The 19,057-nt window shown below is 72.1% G+C and carries 15 protein-coding genes and 1 riboswitch; of the genes, 3 read left to right on the top strand and 12 right to left on the bottom strand.

Features of this window, described 5'->3' with window-relative positions:
- Position 1 precedes the first annotated feature (1 nt).
- The 10 genes from cobI to ABT114_RS34370 all read right to left on the bottom strand — a co-directional run bounded on the left by cobI (position 2) and on the right by ABT114_RS34370 (position 13,841).
- A complete protein-coding gene (cobI, locus tag ABT114_RS34325; protein WP_351146830.1) occupies positions 2-751 on the bottom strand; it encodes a precorrin-2 C(20)-methyltransferase in 750 nt (249 codons plus the stop codon).
- The gene (locus ABT114_RS34330) at positions 748-2,142 is read right to left on the bottom strand and encodes a cobyrinic acid a,c-diamide synthase CobB (protein WP_351146831.1); all 1,395 of its coding nucleotides are present in this window, start codon (positions 2,140-2,142) and stop codon (positions 748-750) included. Before ABT114_RS34330 ends, cobI begins: the two co-directional genes overlap by 4 nt.
- Complete coding sequence (gene cobO, locus ABT114_RS34335) at positions 2,136-2,735, bottom strand: cob(I)yrinic acid a,c-diamide adenosyltransferase (protein WP_351146832.1); 600 nt, start codon at positions 2,733-2,735, stop codon at positions 2,136-2,138. Before cobO ends, ABT114_RS34330 begins: the two co-directional genes overlap by 7 nt.
- Complete coding sequence (locus ABT114_RS34340; protein WP_351146833.1) at positions 2,735-4,738, bottom strand: putative cobaltochelatase; 2,004 nt, start codon at positions 4,736-4,738, stop codon at positions 2,735-2,737. Before ABT114_RS34340 ends, cobO begins: the two co-directional genes overlap by 1 nt.
- A 169-nt stretch (positions 4,739-4,907) precedes the next feature.
- Positions 4,908-8,558, bottom strand: a complete 3,651-nt coding sequence (gene cobN, locus ABT114_RS34345; RefSeq protein ID WP_351146834.1) for a cobaltochelatase subunit CobN — start codon at positions 8,556-8,558, stop codon at positions 4,908-4,910.
- A complete protein-coding gene (locus ABT114_RS34350; RefSeq protein WP_351146835.1) occupies positions 8,555-10,087 on the bottom strand; it encodes a cobyric acid synthase in 1,533 nt (510 codons plus the stop codon). The genes cobN and ABT114_RS34350 overlap by 4 nt, the downstream gene beginning before the upstream one ends.
- Positions 10,084-11,028 (bottom strand): cobalamin biosynthesis protein, encoded by a 945-nt coding sequence (locus tag ABT114_RS34355; protein ID WP_351146836.1) that lies wholly within the window; start codon positions 11,026-11,028, stop codon positions 10,084-10,086. The genes ABT114_RS34350 and ABT114_RS34355 overlap by 4 nt, the downstream gene beginning before the upstream one ends.
- 104 nt (positions 11,029-11,132) lie before the next feature.
- Positions 11,133-11,272: riboswitch (cobalamin riboswitch) on the bottom strand.
- 154 nt (positions 11,273-11,426) lie between these two features.
- On the bottom strand, positions 11,427-11,648 hold the full coding sequence (locus tag ABT114_RS34360) for a hypothetical protein (protein WP_351146837.1): 222 nt from the start codon (positions 11,646-11,648) through the stop codon (positions 11,427-11,429).
- A gap of 34 nt (positions 11,649-11,682) precedes the next feature.
- Positions 11,683-12,948, bottom strand: a complete 1,266-nt coding sequence (locus ABT114_RS34365; RefSeq protein ID WP_351146838.1) for an inorganic phosphate transporter — start codon at positions 12,946-12,948, stop codon at positions 11,683-11,685.
- A 143-nt stretch (positions 12,949-13,091) separates the two neighbouring features.
- A complete protein-coding gene (locus ABT114_RS34370; protein ID WP_351146839.1) occupies positions 13,092-13,841 on the bottom strand; it encodes a lysozyme in 750 nt (249 codons plus the stop codon).
- A 196-nt stretch (positions 13,842-14,037) separates the two neighbouring features.
- On the opposite strand from ABT114_RS34370, the gene ABT114_RS34375 reads away from it, so the two are divergent.
- From ABT114_RS34375 to ABT114_RS34385, 3 genes are all read left to right on the top strand, one after another.
- On the top strand, positions 14,038-14,790 hold the full coding sequence (locus ABT114_RS34375) for a class II aldolase/adducin family protein (RefSeq protein WP_351146840.1): 753 nt from the start codon (positions 14,038-14,040) through the stop codon (positions 14,788-14,790).
- Between the two features lie 96 nt (positions 14,791-14,886).
- Entirely contained in the window at positions 14,887-16,014 is a 1,128-nt protein-coding gene (locus ABT114_RS34380) for an alpha/beta hydrolase (protein WP_351146841.1), read from the top strand.
- A gap of 169 nt (positions 16,015-16,183) precedes the next feature.
- Positions 16,184-17,623: a hypothetical protein gene (locus ABT114_RS34385; protein ID WP_351146842.1), complete on the top strand. Its 1,440-nt coding sequence runs from the start codon at positions 16,184-16,186 to the stop codon at positions 17,621-17,623.
- A gap of 35 nt (positions 17,624-17,658) precedes the next feature.
- Here ABT114_RS34385 and ABT114_RS34390 read toward each other — a convergent pair whose 3' ends face one another.
- Both ABT114_RS34390 and ypfJ read right to left on the bottom strand, forming a co-directional pair.
- A complete protein-coding gene (locus ABT114_RS34390; protein WP_351146843.1) occupies positions 17,659-18,072 on the bottom strand; it encodes a VOC family protein in 414 nt (137 codons plus the stop codon).
- Between the two features lie 81 nt (positions 18,073-18,153).
- The gene (ypfJ, locus tag ABT114_RS34395) at positions 18,154-19,044 is read right to left on the bottom strand and encodes a KPN_02809 family neutral zinc metallopeptidase (protein ID WP_351146844.1); all 891 of its coding nucleotides are present in this window, start codon (positions 19,042-19,044) and stop codon (positions 18,154-18,156) included.
- Between the last annotated feature and the right edge of the window lie 13 nt (positions 19,045-19,057).

Genomic DNA, 19,057 nt, shown 5'->3' on the forward strand with positions numbered 1-19,057 from the left:
GTCACAGCTTGCCGCCCCGCCCGCCGGCCCGCGGCGCGGGCGCGATGAGCGTCGAGAGATAGGGCAGGGGGCCGTCCCCGAGGTCGGCGGCCGGCCGGATGGACTCCTCCGCCAGCCCCAGCGCCGAGCCCCACACGGCGTCCTCGATCCGTCCGGTCTCGCGCAGCGCCTCCGCGACCTCCTCGGCCTGCCGCCCGAACTTGTACGCGACGACGGTGCCGGTCCCGTTCAGCGCGTCCTTGAGCACGGCGGCCCCCGCGGTGACGGGCACCAGGGTCAGCGGCTCGGTCCCCTCGGTGAGGACCGCCCCCGAGCGCGCCGCGAGATCCTGCATGGCGGTGATCCCGGGCACGGTCTCGACGACGACGCTCGGCACCAGCTCGGCGATGGTCTGCGCGAGATAGGTGAAGGTGGAGTACACGTTCGGGTCCCCGATGGTCGCGAAGGCCACGACGCCGTGCGCTTCGAGCAGCCGGGCGACCCGCGTCCCGGCCGCGTCCCAGGCAGCCTCGCGCCGCGCCCGGTCACTGCGCTCGTTGAGCGCGAACACCACCCGGACGACCTTCTCCTCGGGCACATAGTGCAGCACGGTCGCCTCGGCGCGACCGCGCTCACCGCCATCCGTGCCATCGGACGCGGCCATGACGGGTACGACGACCACGTCGGCCTCCCGCAGCGCGTTGACCCCCTTGACGGTCACCAGCTCGGGGTCGCCGGGACCGACCCCGACTCCGATCAGCCTGCTGCTCATGACGTCCGGCACCTCTCGACGAACCGACGGGCGACACCGGGCGCGGACGCCCAGTGGGTGTGCAGATAGCTCGCGTGCACACCTGCTTGTACAAAACCTTCGACCCGCGGCCGAGGAGCACGAACCCCCCAGGCGGGGCTTTCTCCCGCCCCCGGCTCGACGACGGTCCGATGGAACTCGTGCCCGCGCATCCGCTGCCCGGCGGTGGCGAGCACGCTGTCACTCACGGCCACGGCGTCCCGGTATCCGAGGGTGAGCCGCTCGCTCATCCGCGCCCGGGCGTCGAGCACCCCGCACATGGGCAGCCCGTCCAGCTCCCGGCACAGATACAGCAGCCCGGCACACTCGGCGGCCACGGGAGCACCGCTCAGCGCGAACTCGGCAACGGCCTTGCGCAGCGGCTCGTTGGCGGACAACTCGGAGGCATAGACCTCGGGGAACCCACCGCCGATGACCAACCCACGTGTATCGTCCGGGAGTTGCTCGTCCCGGAGAGGGTCGAAGGGGACGACTGCGGCGCCGGCGGCGGTGAGCAGCTCGGCGTGCTCGGCGTAGGAGAAGGTGAAGGCGGGCCCACCGGCAACGGCTACTGTCAGCCCGTCGTGGGGGTCCCCCCGCTCGGGGGAGGGAAGGGGCGGCGGGGGCGAGGAGGCAACGGCCTCAGCCGCATCCCAAGCCGCACACGACAACGCCCCCGCACCCCGCGCCAACCCCAGCAACGCCTCCAGATCACACCCGTCGGAGACTTGCGCCGCCATCGCCGCGACAGCGGACACCGCCTCCGTCCGCCGCTCGGCGACCGGCACCAGACCCAGATGCCGGGAAGGCGTGTCCACCTGCGGGACCCGCCGCAGCACCCCCAGCACGGGCACCCCCGCCGAGTCCAGCGCCTCCCGCAACAACTCCTCGTGCCGATCCGACGCGACCTTGTTCAGAATCACGCCGCCGACCCGGACCTCCGGATCCCACGACGCGAACCCGTGCACCAGCGCCGCCACGGACCGCGACTGCGACGAGGCATCCACGACCAGCACCACCGGCGCCCGCAGCAGCTTCGCGACCTGCGCGGTGGACGCCAGTTCACCCTCCCCGGCGGCACCGTCGTAGAGCCCCATGACACCCTCGACGACAGCGACATCGCACCCGCGCGCGCCATGCGCGAACAGCGGCCCGATCAACTCCGGCCCGCACAGGTACGCGTCGAGGTTCCGCCCCACCCGCCCGGTGGCGAGCGCGTGATACCCGGGGTCGATGTAGTCAGGACCGACCTTGTGCGGGGACACGGAAAGCCCGCGCCCCGCGAAGGCGGCCATCAACCCCGTGGCAACGGTGGTCTTGCCGCTGCCGGAGGACGGCGCGGCAATCACCAACCGGGGTACGGACGTCACCACTCGATGCCCCTCTGGCCCTTCTGGCCGGCGTCCATGGGGTGCTTGACCTTGGACATGTCGGTGACGAGGTCCGCGAAGCCGACGAGCTTCTCGGGCGCGTTCCGCCCGGTGATCACCACATGCTGGGTGCCGGGCCGGTCCCGCAGCACGGAGATCACCTCATCGGTGTCGATCCAGCCCCAGTGCATCGGGTACGCGAACTCGTCGAGCACGTACAGCTTGTACGTCTCGGCCGCCAGGTCCCGCTTGACCTGCTCCCAGCCCTCCCGGGCCTTCTCCTCGTTGTCCATCTGCTGATCGCGCTGCACCCACGACCAGCCCTCGCCCATCTTGTGCCAGTCGACGGTCCCGCCCTCGCCGGACGCCCCCAGCACCCGAAGAGCGTTCTCCTCGCCGACCTTCCACTTCGCCGACTTGACGAACTGGAACACCCCGATCGGCCACCCCTGGTTCCAGGCGCGCAGCGCGAGCCCGAACGCGGCGGTGGACTTGCCCTTGCCGATCCCGGTGTGCACGACGACCAGCGGCCGGTTCCTGCGCTGACGGGTCGTCAGGCCGTCGTCCGGAACCACACTCGGCTGCCCCTGAGGCATTACGCGGCCCTCCTCGAAGTCCCCTGCACATCCCTGACCAGCCCGGCGATCGAGTCCGCCCGCAGCTCGTCCAGCGTCACCGCCGTACCACCCAGCTCACCCGCGAGCCGCCCGGCCAGCCCCAGCCGCACCGGCCCGGACTCGCAGTCGACGACCACGGAGGCGACCCCCTCGGCCGCGAACAACCGGGCCGCACGCCCGGCCAGGGCCACCGGCTCCGGACCACCCGTGGCCCGCCCGTCGGTCACCACCACGACGAGCGCCCGCCGAGCGGGATCCCGCAGCCGCTCGACCCGCAGCACCTCGTGCGCCTTCAGCAGTCCGGCCGCGAGCGGGGTCCGCCCGCCCGTCGGCAGCGACTCCAGCCGGGCCGCCGCGGCGTCCACGGACGAGGTCGGCGGCAGCGCGACCTGCGCGTCCTTGCCACGGAAGGTCACCAGGCCCACCTTGTCGCGCCGCTGGTAGGCGTCGAGCAGCAGTGACAGGACGGCACCCTTCACGGCGCCCATCCGCTGCCGGGCCGCCATGGACCCGGAGGCGTCGACGACGAACAGCACGAGATTGGATTCCTGACCTTCTCGCACCGCTTGCCTGAGGTCGTCACGACGCAGGAGAAGTCCAGGTCCGGTGCGGCCCCGTGCCCGCTGGTGCAGTGCGGCTGCCTGTACGGTCGCCGTCAAGTGAAGCTTGGTCAGTGTCCCTTGGGGGCGCCGGGCCCCGATCGTTCGCCCGTGCTCGGTCCGCGCGCGCGAACGCCGCCCGGCCGCGCCCTTACCGAGACCGGGCACGCTCAGCGCCTTCGTACGGAAGGGTTCGGCGGCCCGTACAGGCTGCTGCTCACCCGAGCCGGACGCCTGCGGCTGCCCGGAGTCCCCGGCCTCCGGCTGAGTGCCCGTGTCACCCCCCTGCGGGCTGTCGGAGCCGTCCTGCGGGGGCTGCCCGCCACCACCGGGCCCGTCCGGATCCGGATCATCCTCCTCGCCGCCGCCCTGCCCGCCGAACTCCTCCAGCGTCTCGTCGAGCTTGTCCTCGTCAAGTCCCGGGGCGTCGAAGGGGTTCCGGCGCCGCCGGTGCGGCAGCGCCAGCAGAGCCGCCTGCCGTACGTCCTCGGCCAGCACCTCGGTCCGCCCGGCCCACGCGGCCAGCGCGGTCGCGGTGCGGGCCATGACGATGTCGGCCCGCATGCCGTCGACCTCGAAAGCGCCACATGTAGCTGCGATCTGCCGCAGTGCCCCGTCGCCGAGCCGCACGGACGGCAACAGCTGCCGCGCCGCCACGATCCGGGCCCGTACTGCGGACTCCTCGTCGGCCCAGCGCGCCGCGAAACCCGCGGGATCGTCGTCGTACGCGAGCCGACGCCGCACGACCTCCACCCGCTGATCGGGCTCCCGCGAGGCCGCGACCTCGACGGTCAGCCCGAACCGGTCGAGCAACTGCGGCCGCAGCTCGCCCTCCTCGGGGTTCATCGTCCCGACGAGCAGGAAACGGGCGGCGTGCCGTACGGAGACGCCTTCGCGCTCGACGTACGAGGCGCCCATGGCTGCCGCGTCCAGCAGCAGGTCGACCAGGTGGTCGTGGAGGAGATTGACCTCGTCGACGTACAGGATCCCGCGGTGCGCCTGCGCCAAGAGGCCCGGCTCGAAGGTCTTCACGCCTTCGGCCAGAGCGCGTTCGATATCGAGGGCTCCGACCAGCCGGTCCTCGGAGGCGCCAACAGGGAGCTCGACCATGCGGGCGGTTCGGCGAACGCCCGGTCCTGCCTCGTGAGGCCCGTCAGGACAGGTTGGGTCGGGTGAGGAGGGGGCACAGGAGAACCGGCATCCGACGACGACGTCCACCTCCGGCAGGAGCGCCGAAAGTGCGCGTACAGCGGTGCTCTTCGCGGTGCCTTTTTCGCCGCGCACGAGTACGCCGCCCACGGCGGGACTCACCGCGTTCAGCAGCAGTGCGAGCCGCAGTTCGTCCTGCCCGACGATGGCGGAGAACGGGTAGGGCGTGCTCATGTGAGGATCACTCCTTCGGGTGGCTCGGGGGAAAACGGCCGGGCGTCGCGAGCCGAGTCACCAGGATGGAGACCTGTTCCCCGCCGACGCGGGGGTGTTCCGGCCGCGCAGGTCGCCGTGATCTGTCGCAGTGCGTTGTCCCCGCCGACGCGGGGGTGTTTCGGGGAGATCACGAGTCTCCCTCCAGATCTCCCTCAAGCTCGAGGTAGGTCGCCCGGAGCCGGTCCAGGGTCTCCTGGTCCGGCTCCGCCCACAGACCACGATCCGCCGCCTCCAACAGCCGTTCCGTGATGCCGCGCAAGGCCCACGGGTTGGACTTCCGCATGAAGTCCTGGTTCTCCGGCGAGAACACGTACTCGGCCGACAACCTTTCGTACATCCAGTCGTCCACGACCCCGGCCGTGGCGTCGTACCCGAAGAGGTAGTCGACGGTCGCCGCCATCTCGAAAGCACCCTTGTAACCATGCCGCCGCATGGCCGCCATCCAGCGCGGGTTGACCACCCGTGCCCGGAAGACCCGGTGTGTCTCCTCGCCCAACGTGCGCGTCTTCACCTGATCCGGCGTCGCGGAATCACCCACGTACGCCTCGGGGTTGACGCCCGTCAGGTGCCGCACCATTGCGACCATGCCGCCGTGGTACTGGAAATAGTCGTCGGCGTCCGCGATGTCATGTTCTCTGGTGTCGACGTTCTTGGCGGCCACGGCGATCCGCTTGAACGCCGTCTCCATGTCCCCCCGAGCCGCCCGCCCATCAAGCCCGCGCCCGTACGCGTAACCGCCCCAGACGGCGTACACCTCGGCCAGATCCGCATCGCTGCGCCAGTTCCGCGCGTCGATCAGCGGCAGCAACCCGGCCCCGTACGCCCCCGGCTTCGACCCGAAGATACGGGCCGTCGCGCGCCGCCGGTCGCCGTGCTCGGCGGTGTCCTCGTCGACGTGGGCGCGGACGTAGTTCTGCTCGGCGGGCTCGTCCAGCTCGGCCACGGCCCGCACAGCGTCGTCGATCAGGGCGACGACGTGCGGGAACGCGTCCCGGAAGAAGCCGGAGATACGCACCGTGACGTCGATACGAGGCCGCCCCAGCTCCGCCACCGGCACCACCTCGAACCCTGTCACCCGCCTCGACGCGTCGTCCCACACCGGCCGGCAGCCCAGCAGCGCGAGGATCTCGGCGATGTCGTCGCCCTGCGTGCGCATCGCCGACGTACCCCAGACCGTCAGGCCGACGGACGTCGGGTACTCGCCGGTGTCCTGGAGGTACCGCTGGACGAGCGAGTCCGCGAGAGACTGCCCGACCTCCCAACTGAGCCTGGACGGAATCGCCTTGGGGTCGACGGAGTAGAAGTTGCGGCCGGTCGGCAGGACGTTGACGAGCCCACGGGTCGGCGAGCCGGACGGGCCCGCCGGGACGTAACCGCCGTCAAGTGCCTTGAGGATGTGGTCGATCTCGTCGGTCGTCTTCGCGAGCCGCGGTACGACCTCGTCGCACGCGAACTCCAACACCGCGACGGCATCCGGCAGTTCGACGCCCACGACCTCGCGCACCAGAGCGGGAACGGCCGCCGTGTCCCAGCCGCGTTCCTCCATGCCCTCGGCGAACCGGCGGCACAGCTGCTCCAGCAGGTCGATCGCGTCGGCTCCCGTGCGTGCGGGTCCCTCGACCAGCGAGGTCAGCCCGTCCGGCACCTTCACCGGCGCACCCGGCTCGCCCAGCAACTCCTTCTCGACCAGGCCGAAATGTTCGGCGAGGCACGCGCGCAGGCCGGGCAGGGCGTTCGCCGTACCGCCCCACACCTGCGAGGCGCGCAGCACGGCGAGCACGAGGTTCACGCGCGGTTCGGCCTCCGGCCCGCCGCCGAGGATGTGCAGCCCGTCCCGGATCTGCACGTCCTTGATCTCGCACAGATAGCCGTCGATGTGCATGACGAACTCGTCGAACGCGTCCTCGTCCGGCTGGTCGTCCACATGCAGGTCGTGATGGAGTTCCGCAGCTCGCACCAGCGTCCAGATCTGGCTGCGCACGGCCGGGGCCTTGGTCGGGTCCAGGTCGGAGACGAGGGCGTACTCGTCGAGGAGCTGCTCCAGTTTGGCCAGGTCGCCGTAGGTGTCGGCGCGGGCCATCGGCGGCACCAGGTGGTCGACGACCGTGGCGTGGCCGCGCCGCTTGGCCTGGGTGCCCTCGCCGGGGTCGTTGACGATGAACGGGTAAATCAGGGGCAGTTCGCCGAGGACGGCGTCCGGCGCGCACCCGCCACTGAGCCCCAGGCCCTTGCCCGGGAGCCACTCCATCGTGCCGTGCTTGCCCATGTGGACCACGGCGTCCGCGCCGAAGCTGTTCTCCAGCCACCGGTAGGCCGCCATGTAGTGGTGCGACGGCGGCATGTCGGGGTCGTGGTAGATCGCGATCGGGTTCTCGCCGAAGCCGCGCGGCGGCTGGATCATGACGACGACGTTCCCGAACTGGAGCGAGGCCAGCACGATGTCGTCCCCGTCGGCGTACAGGGAGCCCGGCGGCTCGCCCCACGCCTGAACCATCCCGTCGCGCAGCGCGGGGTCGAGCTTGTCGAACCACGCCTGGTAGTCGGCGAGCGGCACGCGCGCGGGCGCGGCGGCCAGCTGCTCCTCGGTGAGCCATTCGACATCGTGGCCGCCGGCGTTGATCAGCCGGTGGATCAACTCGTCACCGTTGTCGGGGTGTCCATCTACCACGTACCCGGCGTCCCGCAGGGCATCGAGGACCCGTACGGCCGAGGCGGGTGTGTCGAGCCCGACCGCGTTGCCGACCCGTGAGTGCTTGGTGGGGTAGGCGGTGAAGACCAGCGCGAGCTTCTTCTCCGCGTTCGGCTTGTGCTTCAACCGCGCGTGCCGTACGGCGATGCCGGCGACCCGCGCGGCCCGCTCGGGGTCGGCGACGTACACCGGGACGTCGTCCGGGCCCTGCTCCTTGAAGGAGAACGGCACGGTGATGAGACGCCCGTCGAACTCCGGGATCGCGACCTGCATCGCCGCGTCCATGGGGGAGAGCGCGGCGTCCGACTCGTCCCACGCGGCGCGCGAGGAGGTGAGGCAGAGGCCCTGCAGGACCGGCACGTCGAGGTCGGCGAGCGCCCCGATGTCCCAGGCCTCCTCGTCGCCGCCGGCGGACGCCTGCGAGGCGTGCGTACCGCCCGCCGCGAGGACGGTGGCGACGAGCGCGTCCGTCTTCCCGAGGATGTCGTACAGTCCGGCGTCGGCGCCGCGCAGCGAACCGCAGTACACGGGGAGCGCGTTGGCGCCCCGCGCCTCGATCGCGTCGCACAGGGTGTCCACGAAGCCGGTGTTGCCGCTGAGCTCGTGGGCACGGTAGAAGAGCACGCCGACGGTCGGACGGCCCGCTTCCGACGCACGGTCCCCGTGGACCCCGTACTCCGGCATCTTCAGCGGCTCGACGAACCCCTCACCGGTCAGCAGCACGGTGTCGGACAGGAACCGGGCAAGTTCCACCAGGTTCGCGGGGCCGCCCTCCACGAGATACCGCAGCGCCTCCGCCACGACCCCCGCCGGAACCGACGACTCGGCCATCAGCTCGGCGTCGGGCACGGCCTCCCCGCCGAGCAGCACAGTGGGGATCCCGGACGCCTTCAGCGCGGCCAGCCCGTCCTCCCAGGCCCGCTTGCCGCCCAGCAGCCGGACGACGGCGATACCGGCGCCCTCGATCAGCCCCGGGAGCTCCTCGGCGACGTCGACCCGGGTCGGGTTGCCGATCCGGTACGGCGCGCCGGAGGCCCGGGCCGCCAGCAGATCGGTGTCGGCGGTCGACAACAACAACACTGTGCTCATGCGGGCGCTCCCGGTGGAATGAAAGGCAGTCCTTGCGGCGCGCCCGACTCGATGAGCCGCCACAGCGCGTCCGTGTCCGCGTGCTGTTCGATCAGGTCGCCGAGCCGGTCGAGCTGCTCCTCGCGCAGCGCGGCGAACGAGGTGTCCGGGGCCGGTACGAAACGACGGCCCGCGGCGGCCGCCACCTCGCGCAGGAAGGCCCGCCGGAAACCGTCCGACTCCAGCGAGCCGTGCCAGTGGGTGCCCCAGGTCTGGCCGACCCGGCAGCCGTCCAGGCTGTGTCCATCGGCATCACGGATGAACGCCTCACCGCCGGTGACGTCGGCGACCCCGTGATGGATCTCGTACCCCTCGACGCGTTCACCGAGGGCCTCGCCGACGGGCCGGGTGAGGGTCTTCTCGCGGGCGAACCGCACCCGCACGGGCAGGATGCCGAGCCCGTCGACGTGCCCCTTGCGGCTCTCGACCTCGTCCTCGATGTGCTCGCCGAGGATCTGGAAGCCACCGCAGATACCGAGCACGGGCCGCCCCTCGGCGGCCCTGCGCTCCAGCGCGTCCGCGAGGCCCCGCTCCCGCAGCCACTCCAGGGCCTTCACCGTCCCCCGGGTCCCCGGAATCACGACGAGATCGGCGTCGGAGAGTTCCTCGGCCCGGTCCACGAACCGCACGACGACACCCGGTTCGGCGGCCAGCGCGTCCACGTCCGTGAAGTTGGACATGAGCGGGATCGCGCAGACGGCGACCCGCAGGATGTCCTCGCCGACGGGGGAGGAGACCGTGGACTCCCGGACGGCTCCCCGCAGGGAGACCCTCAGCCCGTCCTCCTCGTCGATCCCGAGCCCGTGTTGGAAGGGCAGGACGCCGTAGGCCCGTCGCCCGGTGAGGCCGTGCAGCATGTCGAGCCCGGGTTCCAGCAGCGACACGTCGCCGCGGAACTTGTTGACGAGGAACCCGGCGACGAACTCCTGGTCCTCGGGCGACAGCAGCGCGACGGTCCCGAAGAAGGACGCGAACACGCCCCCGCGGTCGATGTCGCCGACGACCAGGACCGGTAGCCGCGCATTGCGGGCGATGCCCATGTTCACGATGTCGGTGCGGCGAAGGTTGATCTCGGCCGGGCTGCCCGCCCCCTCACAGATCACCGCGTCATACGTGCCCCGCAACTCGGCGAGGCAGTCGAGCACGGTTCCGAGGAGCGCCTGCTGGCGCCCACCGTGGTAGCCGCGCGCGGTCATCTCGCCCACGGGCTTCCCCATGAGGACGACCTGGCTGCTCCGGTCGCTCCCGGGCTTGAGCAGCACGGGGTTCATCAGCGCGGTCGGCTCGACGCGCGCGGCCTGCGCCTGCATGGCCTGCGCGCGCCCGATCTCGGCGCCCTCGCGGGTGACGAAGGAATTCAGGGACATGTTCTGCGCCTTGAACGGCGCGACCTTGACGCCCTGCCGCACCAGCCACCGGCAGATTCCCGCGGTGACGACGCTCTTGCCGGCGTCGGAGGTGGTGCCGGCGACCAGGAGACCACCGCTCATGACGTACGCCCCTTCATAAGGAGTCCCGCGGCGGCACTGACGCCGAGCGCGAGCCAGCCGACGCGACGGGAGAGCCGTACGGCCCGGTCGATGTCCGCGACCCGGACGGCGCGTCCCTCACCGCCGTTGAGCACGGGCCGGTGCTCGACCCGCCCGGCGTAGGAGAGGGTCCCGCCGAGCCGCACGCCGAGGGCTCCCGCGAACGAGGCCTCCACGGGACCGGCGTTGGGACTCGGATGCCTGGCCGCGTCGGCCCGCCAGGCCCGTACGGCCCCCCGCGGATCGTCTCCGGCCACGGCCGCGAGTACGGCGGTGAGGCGGGCCCCCGGCCATCCGGCGACGTCGTCGAGCCGGGCGGACGCCCACCCGTAGCGCAGGTAGCGGGGCGACCTGTGGCCGACCATGGCGTCGAGGGTGTTCACGGCCCGGAACCCGAGCAGCCCCGGCACGCCCCCGACGGCTCCCCACACCAGGGCGCCGACGACGGCGTCGGAGGTGTTCTCGGCGACCGACTCGACGACGGCCCGGGCGATCCCGTCGGCGTCGAGAGCCTGCGGATCCCGCCCGCACAGATGCGGCAGCCGGGCGCGGGCACCCTCGACGTCCCCGGCTTCCAGGGCACGCCCGACGGCCCGGGCCTCCCGGGCGAGTGAGGTCCCCCCGACGACGGCCCAGGTGGCGGCGGCGGTGAGGGCGACGGAGGCGGCGGTGGAGGTACGTACGGCGCGGGCGGCCGTGGCGCCGAGCGCCACGGCGCCGCCGGCGCACACCACGGTGTGCAGCGCGCCCCGGCCCCGGTGGTCCCGCCACAACACCCGCTCCACGGCCCCGGCCGCCCGCCCGAACGCGGCGACCGGATGCCCACGGCGCGGATCGCCGAGGAGCAGGTCGCCGAGGAGGCCGGCCGTGGCGCCGTACGCGAAGACGCGATCGGCACGCATCCGCTCAGCCGATCGCGGCGGGACCGGGCAGAGACCTGGTGCTGAAGCTCAATCGGCAGCCGAGCATGGCGACATGTCCTCACTCAGGGTGTCCGCGCCCTGGTTCGATGAGACCGGCGGTGAGAGTTCCTGGCTCCCGGGGCTTACTACCCCGGTGACAGTGGCGGGACCGCGCCGGATTCGCACCGGCTTCCTCTCCTGCCGCCGTAGATGGCTCCGGCAGTCCACCACGGGCCCGGAAGGGCCGTCAACTTGCTGTTGACCTGGGGTGGAGGAGTGTGTGAAGGCCCACACGCGCGGCAGGTGACAGCTGTGTGAAGCCGGTTGGGCAAAGCGGAGGGCGGGAGGAACCCGTGGGTGCCTCCCGCCCTCGACTCGACGAACGGTGTGCCTGGGAGTCAGGCGACGATCAGGTAGATCCCGTAGCCCACCGCGGCCGCGCAGGCCGCGAAGCACGCGTACGCGCCCGTCACCGCCAGCGCGGCGGACCCACCCTGAGCGGAGGCCCGCTCCTGGCGCGAGAGGCCCATGATGCCGAGGGTGAACAGGGTCACGAGAGCCACGGTGACCACGAGGCTGACGCCGAACACGGAACCCAGGGTTGCCCAGTCGATGTTCATGGTGATGCTTCCTTCTTAACCGGGTGCGCGGGGCTCAGACGGCGGCGGCCGGCGGGGACACCGGCTCGGCGGTGGGGGCCGTGGCCTGGGCGGGGATCGTGGCCGGGGCGGGGATCGTGGCCGTGAGGTCCTCGGTCACCACGCCCGCGGGGGGCGGGGTCACCGCGGCGATCGCCGTGGTCACGACGCCGTCCGGCTCCTCCGTGTCGTTGACGTTGCTGTGGTCGACGACCTCGCGCCGGGAGAGCTTCCAGATCGCGGCGCTGGAGGCGATCAGGAAGACGGCGACGACCGCCGTGCCCCAGTCGCCGAGGTCCGTCACGGACTCGGCGAGGGCACCGACCACGGCGGCGGCCGGCAGGGTCAGGACCCAGGCGACGAGCATGCGGGTCGCGGTGGACCAGCGCACGACGCCGCCCTTGCGGCCGAGGCCCGCGCCCATCACCGAGCCGGAGACCGCGTGGGTGGTGGAGAGGGAGAAGCCGAGGTGGGAGGAGGCCAGGATGACCGTCGCGGCGCTGGTCTGGGCGGCGAAGCCCTGCTGCGGCTGGAGATCGGTCAGGCCGCTGCCCATGGTGCGGATGATGCGCCAGCCGCCGAGGTAGGTGCCGAGCGCGATGGCCAGACCGGCGGAGAGGATGACCCAGGTGGGCGGGTCGGAGTCGGGCGCGACGGCGCCGCCGGCGACCAGGGCGAGGGTGATGATGCCCATCGTCTTCTGCGCGTCGTTGGTGCCGTGGGCCAGCGAGACCAGGCCCGCCGAGGCGATCTGGCCCGCGCGGTAGCCCTTCGTGGCGGCCTTGCCGTCGGCCTTCTTGCCCAGCGTGTACGACAGGCGGGTGGCGAGCAGCGCGGCGACACCCGCGACGATCGGGGCCGCGACGGCCGGGATCATGACCTTGGTGACGAGCGCGTCGCCGTGGACCGCGCCCGTGCCCGCCGAGGCGATGGTGGCGCCGATCAGACCGCCCATCAGGGCGTGCGAGGAACTGGAGGGCAGGCCCACCAGCCAGGTCACCAGGTTCCAGAGGATCGCGCCGACCAGGGCGGCGAAGATGACCTCGGGACGGATGCCGGTCTCGTCGACGAGACCCTTGGAGATCGTGTTGGCGACCTCCACGGAGAGGAAAGCGCCCACAAGGTTGAGCGTGGCGGACATGACCACCGCGACCTTGGGCTTGAGCGCACCGGTCGAGATGGTCGTGGCCATCGCGTTGGCGGTGTCGTGGAAACCGTTCGTGAAATCAAACGCGAGTGCGGTTACGACCACAATCGCGAGGATCAGCGAGAAGCCTTCCATTTACCCAGGCAATCGTTCGAAGTCATTGGCTGGATGAAGGTAAGTAACCTGGGTGAACGGAAGGTGAACTGGGGCGGGCGTTGGGGTGTCACAAACGGGGGGCCGCCGCTCCGTTCGGAGACGGCGGCCCAGATGCCGCACGGCTAGTAGCTCCGGGCGAACGATTTCAGGCTGCTCGCCGAGCCGTTGAAGAGATTCTGGTCACCCGGCAGGCTGCCGCTGTTGTCGTACTGCCAGAAGGTCCAGTACGACCACCCGGCCGGCAGTGATCCCGCTTCTGCCGAATCGTGGCGGGCGATCCACAGCGCGTGACTGGAGGCAAAGGCGCGGCTGCTGCCGGTGCAGGTGTTCCACCAGTGGGTGGTCGTGTAGATCACCGGACGACGGCCGGTGAGCCGCTTCACCTCGTCGCTGAACGACCAGATCCAGGCGACCATCTTCGCCTTGCTCAGGCCGTAGCACTTGTGCTTGCCGTCGTACGGGTTGTACTCGATGTCGAGCGCGGGCGGCAGCGTTCTGCCGTCCGAGGTCCAGCTGCCGCCGTTGCGCACGAAGTACGCCGCCTGCGTCTTGCCCGACGACTTGTCCGGCAGCGCGAAGTGGTACGCCCCGCGGATCAGGCCCGCGTTGCGTGAGCCGTTGTACTGCTGGTTGAAGTAGGGGTTGCGGTAGGTGGTGGACTCGGTCGCCTTGACGTAGACGAACGTGGCTCCCTTCGCCTTCGCCTTCTGCCAGTCGACGTTCTTCTGGTGCGACGAGACATCGTGTCCCTTGGGCGGGCTCGCCGCCGAGGCCGGCAGCTCGGTGAGCGCGGTCCCCCCGAGCGTGAGAGCCGCCACCGATGCGGCGATCACGCCGGCACGGTGGCGGGACGGTTTGCGATCACGGGCCATGTTTCCCCCCGGAATGGCTGCGTGCACGACAAATCCCCCAGAGGCTACTGGAGGACCGGTGCATGCTCGTCGATCTCCGGCCAAGGGGCTCGAGAAAGGCATCTATACATATATGCGCCCTTACGGAGCTGCGGCTTCCGCCCTACAGTGCCCCGGCCCCGCGGCGCGCCGCGGCCGCGCCTGGCAGGATCGCGGCATGGCTGAGCAGCGGCGCGACGAGCGGGGCGGACGGGGCGTCCGGGACGGCGCACAGGTTGTGCGGGAGGGTGCCGGAGGCGTGGCGGAGTCGCGGGGGAGCAGTGTGCGTGCGGAGGAGGCGCGCGCCTGGGACGCCCTGGTCGCGACGGCCCGCCGGACCGTGTCCGAGGGGCTGGTCGTCGGCACCTCCGGCAATGTCTCGGTGCGCGTCGGGGACACCGTGCTGGTCACACCGTCGGGCGTGCCGTACGACCGGCTGACGCCGGACGACGTGACCGGTGTCGACCTCGACGGCCGGCAGGTGCTCGGCACCCTCGCCCCGACCAGCGAGCTGCCCATGCATCTCACCGTCTACCGCACCACCGACGCCCGCGCCGTCGTGCACACCCACGCCGTGCACGCCACGGCCGTCTCCACACTCGTCCCCGAGCTGCCGACGATCCACTACATGGCCGGCGCCCTCGGCGGACCCGTCCGGGTCGCCCCTTATGCGACATACGGCACCGAGCAGTTGGCCGAGAACGTGCGCCACGCCCTTGCCGACCGCACCGGCTGCCTCCTCCAGAACCACGGCACCCTCACCTACGGCGCCACCCTCGACCAGGCCTACGACCGCACGGCCCAGCTGGAGTGGATGTGCCGGCTGTGGCTGACGGCGTCCTCGGTGCCGGGCCTGACGCCGAACCTGCTGTCGGCCGAGCAGGTGGCGGAGGCGGGGGAACGGCTGCGGGGGTACGGGCAGCGGGGCTGAACCCGCTCCCGCACTACCCCCCTCCCGCGCCTCCTCACGTCACCCCGCCCCCGCCTCCCACTGGCCGGTCGCCCGGTCCGCCACGACACTGGACTCGTGCGCCCTGCCAAAGCGACGGCCGCTGCCGTCACCGCAGTGATAGGGGCCGGTGCCGCCGCCGTGGCCGCGGGCCGACTCGCCAGCGACGCCGCCCTCAAGGCGCCGCCCGGCAGGCCCCTGCCCACCGAACCCCGGCTCACCGTGCACGGCACGGCCGCGGGGCAGATCACGCTGACCAGGGACCTGGCCTCCCTGCGGCCCGGCGTCTACGGCCTCGCGGGCGACGGCTCCCACGCCGTGGTCGGCGCCGTCCTGGACGCCGCCCCGCACTCCGCCGATACGGTCGTACGCCGCCTGGAACGCGTCACCCACGGCACGCTGCGGCAGCACGACAAGGTGTGGCTCACCCCGAACGTGCACATCGGCAACCCGAGTGCCGCCCTCGGCCTCGACCACGCCGACGTCGACGTCCCGGGTGAACTCGGTTCCCTCCCGGCGTGGTTCGTCCCCGGCGCCCGCGACACCTGGGTGATCGCGGTCCACGGCCTCGGGACCACTCGGGAACACCCGATGAACATCATGGAGTTCCTGCACGACCTCCGCTTCCCGGTGCTCGCCCTCGCCTACCGCGGTGACCTCGGCGCACCCCGCCCGGCGGACGGCCTGAACCATCTCGGCGAGACCGAGTGGCGCGACCTGGACGCCGCGATCCGCTACGCGGTGCGCTACGGCGCCGAGCGCGTCGTCCTGCACGGCTGGTCCACCGGCGCCACCATGGCCCTGCGCGCCGCCGCGCACTCGGGGCTGCGCGACCGGGTCTCGGGGCTCGTCCTGGACTCCCCGGTCCTCAACTGGGAGACCACGCTGCGCGCCCTGGCCGCGGCCCGCCACACGCCGGAAGCGCTGCTGCCGCTGGCCGTCCTCGCCGCGCAGGGCCGCACGGGCACGAACAGCGACCGGGCCGACGAGGCCGCCGACCCCACCCTGCTCCGGGTCCCGACCCTGATCTTCCACGGACCCGGCGACGAGGTGGCCCCCTGGCCCCTCTCCCGCCGCCTCGCCGGCCGCCGGCCCGATCTGGTCACCCTCCAGCCCGTCGCGCGCGCCCCGCACGGCGCCATGTGGAACGCCGACCCGGCGACCTACGAGGAGGCCCTGCGGCGTTTTCTGACCCCCCTGATGTGACCGTGCCGAGCACCGGTCACCGACCGGTCGACCTGATTCCGTTTAATGCCGTACCACTGGCCTGATCACACCTGTCAGCCCCTCTCCCGAGCACGTGCGTTGGCCAGTCCCGTCGCCCGCCGTGACATTCCGTTTGGGTTTTCGGACGGTCAACCGGAAGACTGCACCCGTGACGTCCCGTATCCCGCGCGACTCCAGGCTTCGACTCGTCCGCCCCCGACCCCTGGCCGCCGCCCCCCGAGCTGTGAACCAGCAGCGCTCGCGCCGCCCCGCACCCCGACCCCCGGAGGGCACACCGGCCCCCGCGGAACTGGCCAGAATGGCTCGCTCCGGTCTGGCCCCGGCCGCCCGCGTCGCCCGCTGGGCCGACGCCGCCCTCGGCCCCGGCCGCGACGGTGCGACCGCCGACGGCAAGGCCACCCTCGCCGACGCGACCGCCGAACAGGCGGCCCTGGATCTCGGCCTGACCCCGGCTCAGGTCCGCGCCGACTGGGACACCGCCCGCCTCGCCGGCCTCGTCGAGGTGCACGGCGACAGCGCCCGCCCCGGCTGGCGGCTGCGCGCCTGGAACCGCGACGACAGCGCCGTACTGCGCGGCTGGGTCGCCCTCTTCGACGCCTGGTCGCTCGCCTCCCCGGAACCCGCGGAGCACGAGCCCGCGACCGTCGCCGAGGTCGTCTCGGCCATGCCGCAGGTGCTCTCCTTCCTGCAGCTGTCCGCCGGGCCCGTCCCCGTGGCCCAGCTCCTCGACCTGCTCGCCCAGCGGGTCACCGAGCTGCGCACCGAGCGCTGCGAGATCCCGTACGGCCCCCACGCCGTGCCCAGCGCCGCCACCGAGGCCGCCGCGCCCTCCGCTTACGCCGATCCGGCGGAGCCCGCTCAGGAGTCCGAGCTCGCCCCCCTTCTCGACTGGGCGCTGCGCGCCCTCGCCTCCGTGGGCGCGCTCACCTACGGCGACGGGCAGGCCACGCTCACCCCGCTGGGCAGCTGGGCGGTCTGGGTCAAGCTGGAGCAGATCTGCGTCGCCGCGCAGAGCCCCGCCGGGAACATCGAGCAGGCCGCCGAGGACATGCTGCGCGGCTGCGCCCAGCTGCGCCCCAACGCGGCCCGCGCCGAGTACCGCGCCTGGCTCGCCGCCCGCCCCGTCGGCCGCGCCGTCACCGATCTCCTGGCAGCCGCCCGCGGCGAGGACGCCCTGCTGCGCGGCCTCGCCTTCGAGGCGCTGCGCGTCGTCGGTGCCCCCGCCGAGCCCGACGTCCGCTCCGTGGCCGACGAGCCGACGCTGCGGCCGTACGCCCTGCTGTGGATCGCCGAGCACGACGGCGTCGACCCCGAGGACGCCCACGAGGTGCTCACCCGGGAAGAGGCCACGTGGCTGTGGGTCGACACCGCCGCCGCCGTCGCCGACCACGGCGAGGCCCCGATGCTCGTCCGGCACCTGGAGTCCGCGCTGCAGCCCACCGTCCCCCGGTTGCTCGACGAGGTGCGTGCCGTCGGTCATCCGCGCACCGTGCAGGTCCTCGTCGCGCTCGCTGCGGCCCACCCCGACCCGGCCCTGGCCAAGGCCGTCCGCCGGGCGGCCTTCCAGGTGCACACCGGGGGGAGCTGACCGGCCGGGCGGGCGGCAGTCCTGTATCCCGGGCGTCAGCCCTGTATCTCGGGGGCGTACGTGCCGAAGCTCCAGATGTTGCCCTCGGTGTCCCGGGCCATGTAGTCCCGCGACCCGTAGTCCTGGTCGGTCGGGGGCATGACGATCTCCGCGCCGTGCTCCACGGCGCGCTGGTGGTGTGCGTCGACGTCGTCCACGACGACGTACACCCCCACCGGCCCCGCGCCCTTCATCGCCGTGTCGAAGACGCCGCCGCGGCCCTTGGAGCCGACCATCACCGCGCCGTTGCCCTGCACCAGCTCGGCGTGCATCACCGAGCCGTCCTCGCCCTCGTACACGGACAGCTCCATGAACCCGAAGGCCTCCGTGAGCTGCCTGATCGCCGCCTTCGCGTCCGCGTAGAGCAGCGTCGGGTAGATGCTCGGACGCCCGCCGCTCATGCCTGCCATGCCGACCACTCCCTCGTGCGCGCCGCCGGGAAATTCACCCGCCGCCCAGTCTCGCAGCGCCCACTGACAACGGCCCCTGCCTCACCGGAAGGTGTTGCACCGCGCCATGTCGCCGGTCCGGTAGCCCTGGTAGAACCACTGCTGCCGCTGCTGAGCCGACCCGTGCGTCCACGTCTCCGGCGTCACCCGCCCCTGGAACCTCTCCTGGATCCGGTCGTCACCCACGGCCGCCGCCGCGTCCAGGCCGTCCCGGATGTCGGCGTTCGTCAGGCTGGTGATCAGCGGGCGCCCGGTCGACTCGTCCTTCGTGGTGGTCGCGTGGTGCGCCCACACCCCCGCGTAGCAGTCCGCCTGGAGCTCCACCCGCACCGCGTTGCTGTTCGCCCCTTGCCGCCCGTCCTGGGACCGGCCGAGCGTGCCCATCAGGTCCTGTACGTGGTGCCCGTACTCGTGCGCCACGACGTACGCCTGTGCGAACGGCCCGCCGCTCGCGCCGAACTGCGTCCGCAGCTCGTTGAAGAACCCAAGGTCCAGATAGACCTTCCGGTCGCCCGGGCAGTAGAACGGCCCGACCGACGAGGTCGCCGTACCGCACGCCGTACCGACCTGCTGGCTGAAGAAGACCGTGGGAGAGCGCGTGTACCTGCCGCCACGGTCCTGGAACTCCTGGCTCCAGAAGTCCTGCACGCTGTTGACCACCGCCACCATCCGGCAGTCGTCCTTCGCGTTCGCGTCCTGCCCGGTACGGCAGCTCTGCTGGACCTGGGCCAGGGAGGACGAGGTCGCGGCCGGCTGGTCGTTCCCTGACGACAGACCGAGCTGGTCGGGGCCGACCCCGAAGAACAGGCCCAGGAGCAGCGCGATCAGTCCCGCGAGGCCGCCGCCGATGGTCGCCCTGCCGCCGGGGATCCGGCTGCCGCGTACGTCCTGGACCTCGGAGGTGTCCAGCCGGGCGTCGTCGTCGAACTGCATGGGCGCATCGCCT

Source organism: Streptomyces sp. NPDC002088 (assembly GCF_040296605.1).
Classification (GTDB): Bacteria; Actinomycetota; Actinomycetes; order Streptomycetales; family Streptomycetaceae; genus Streptomyces.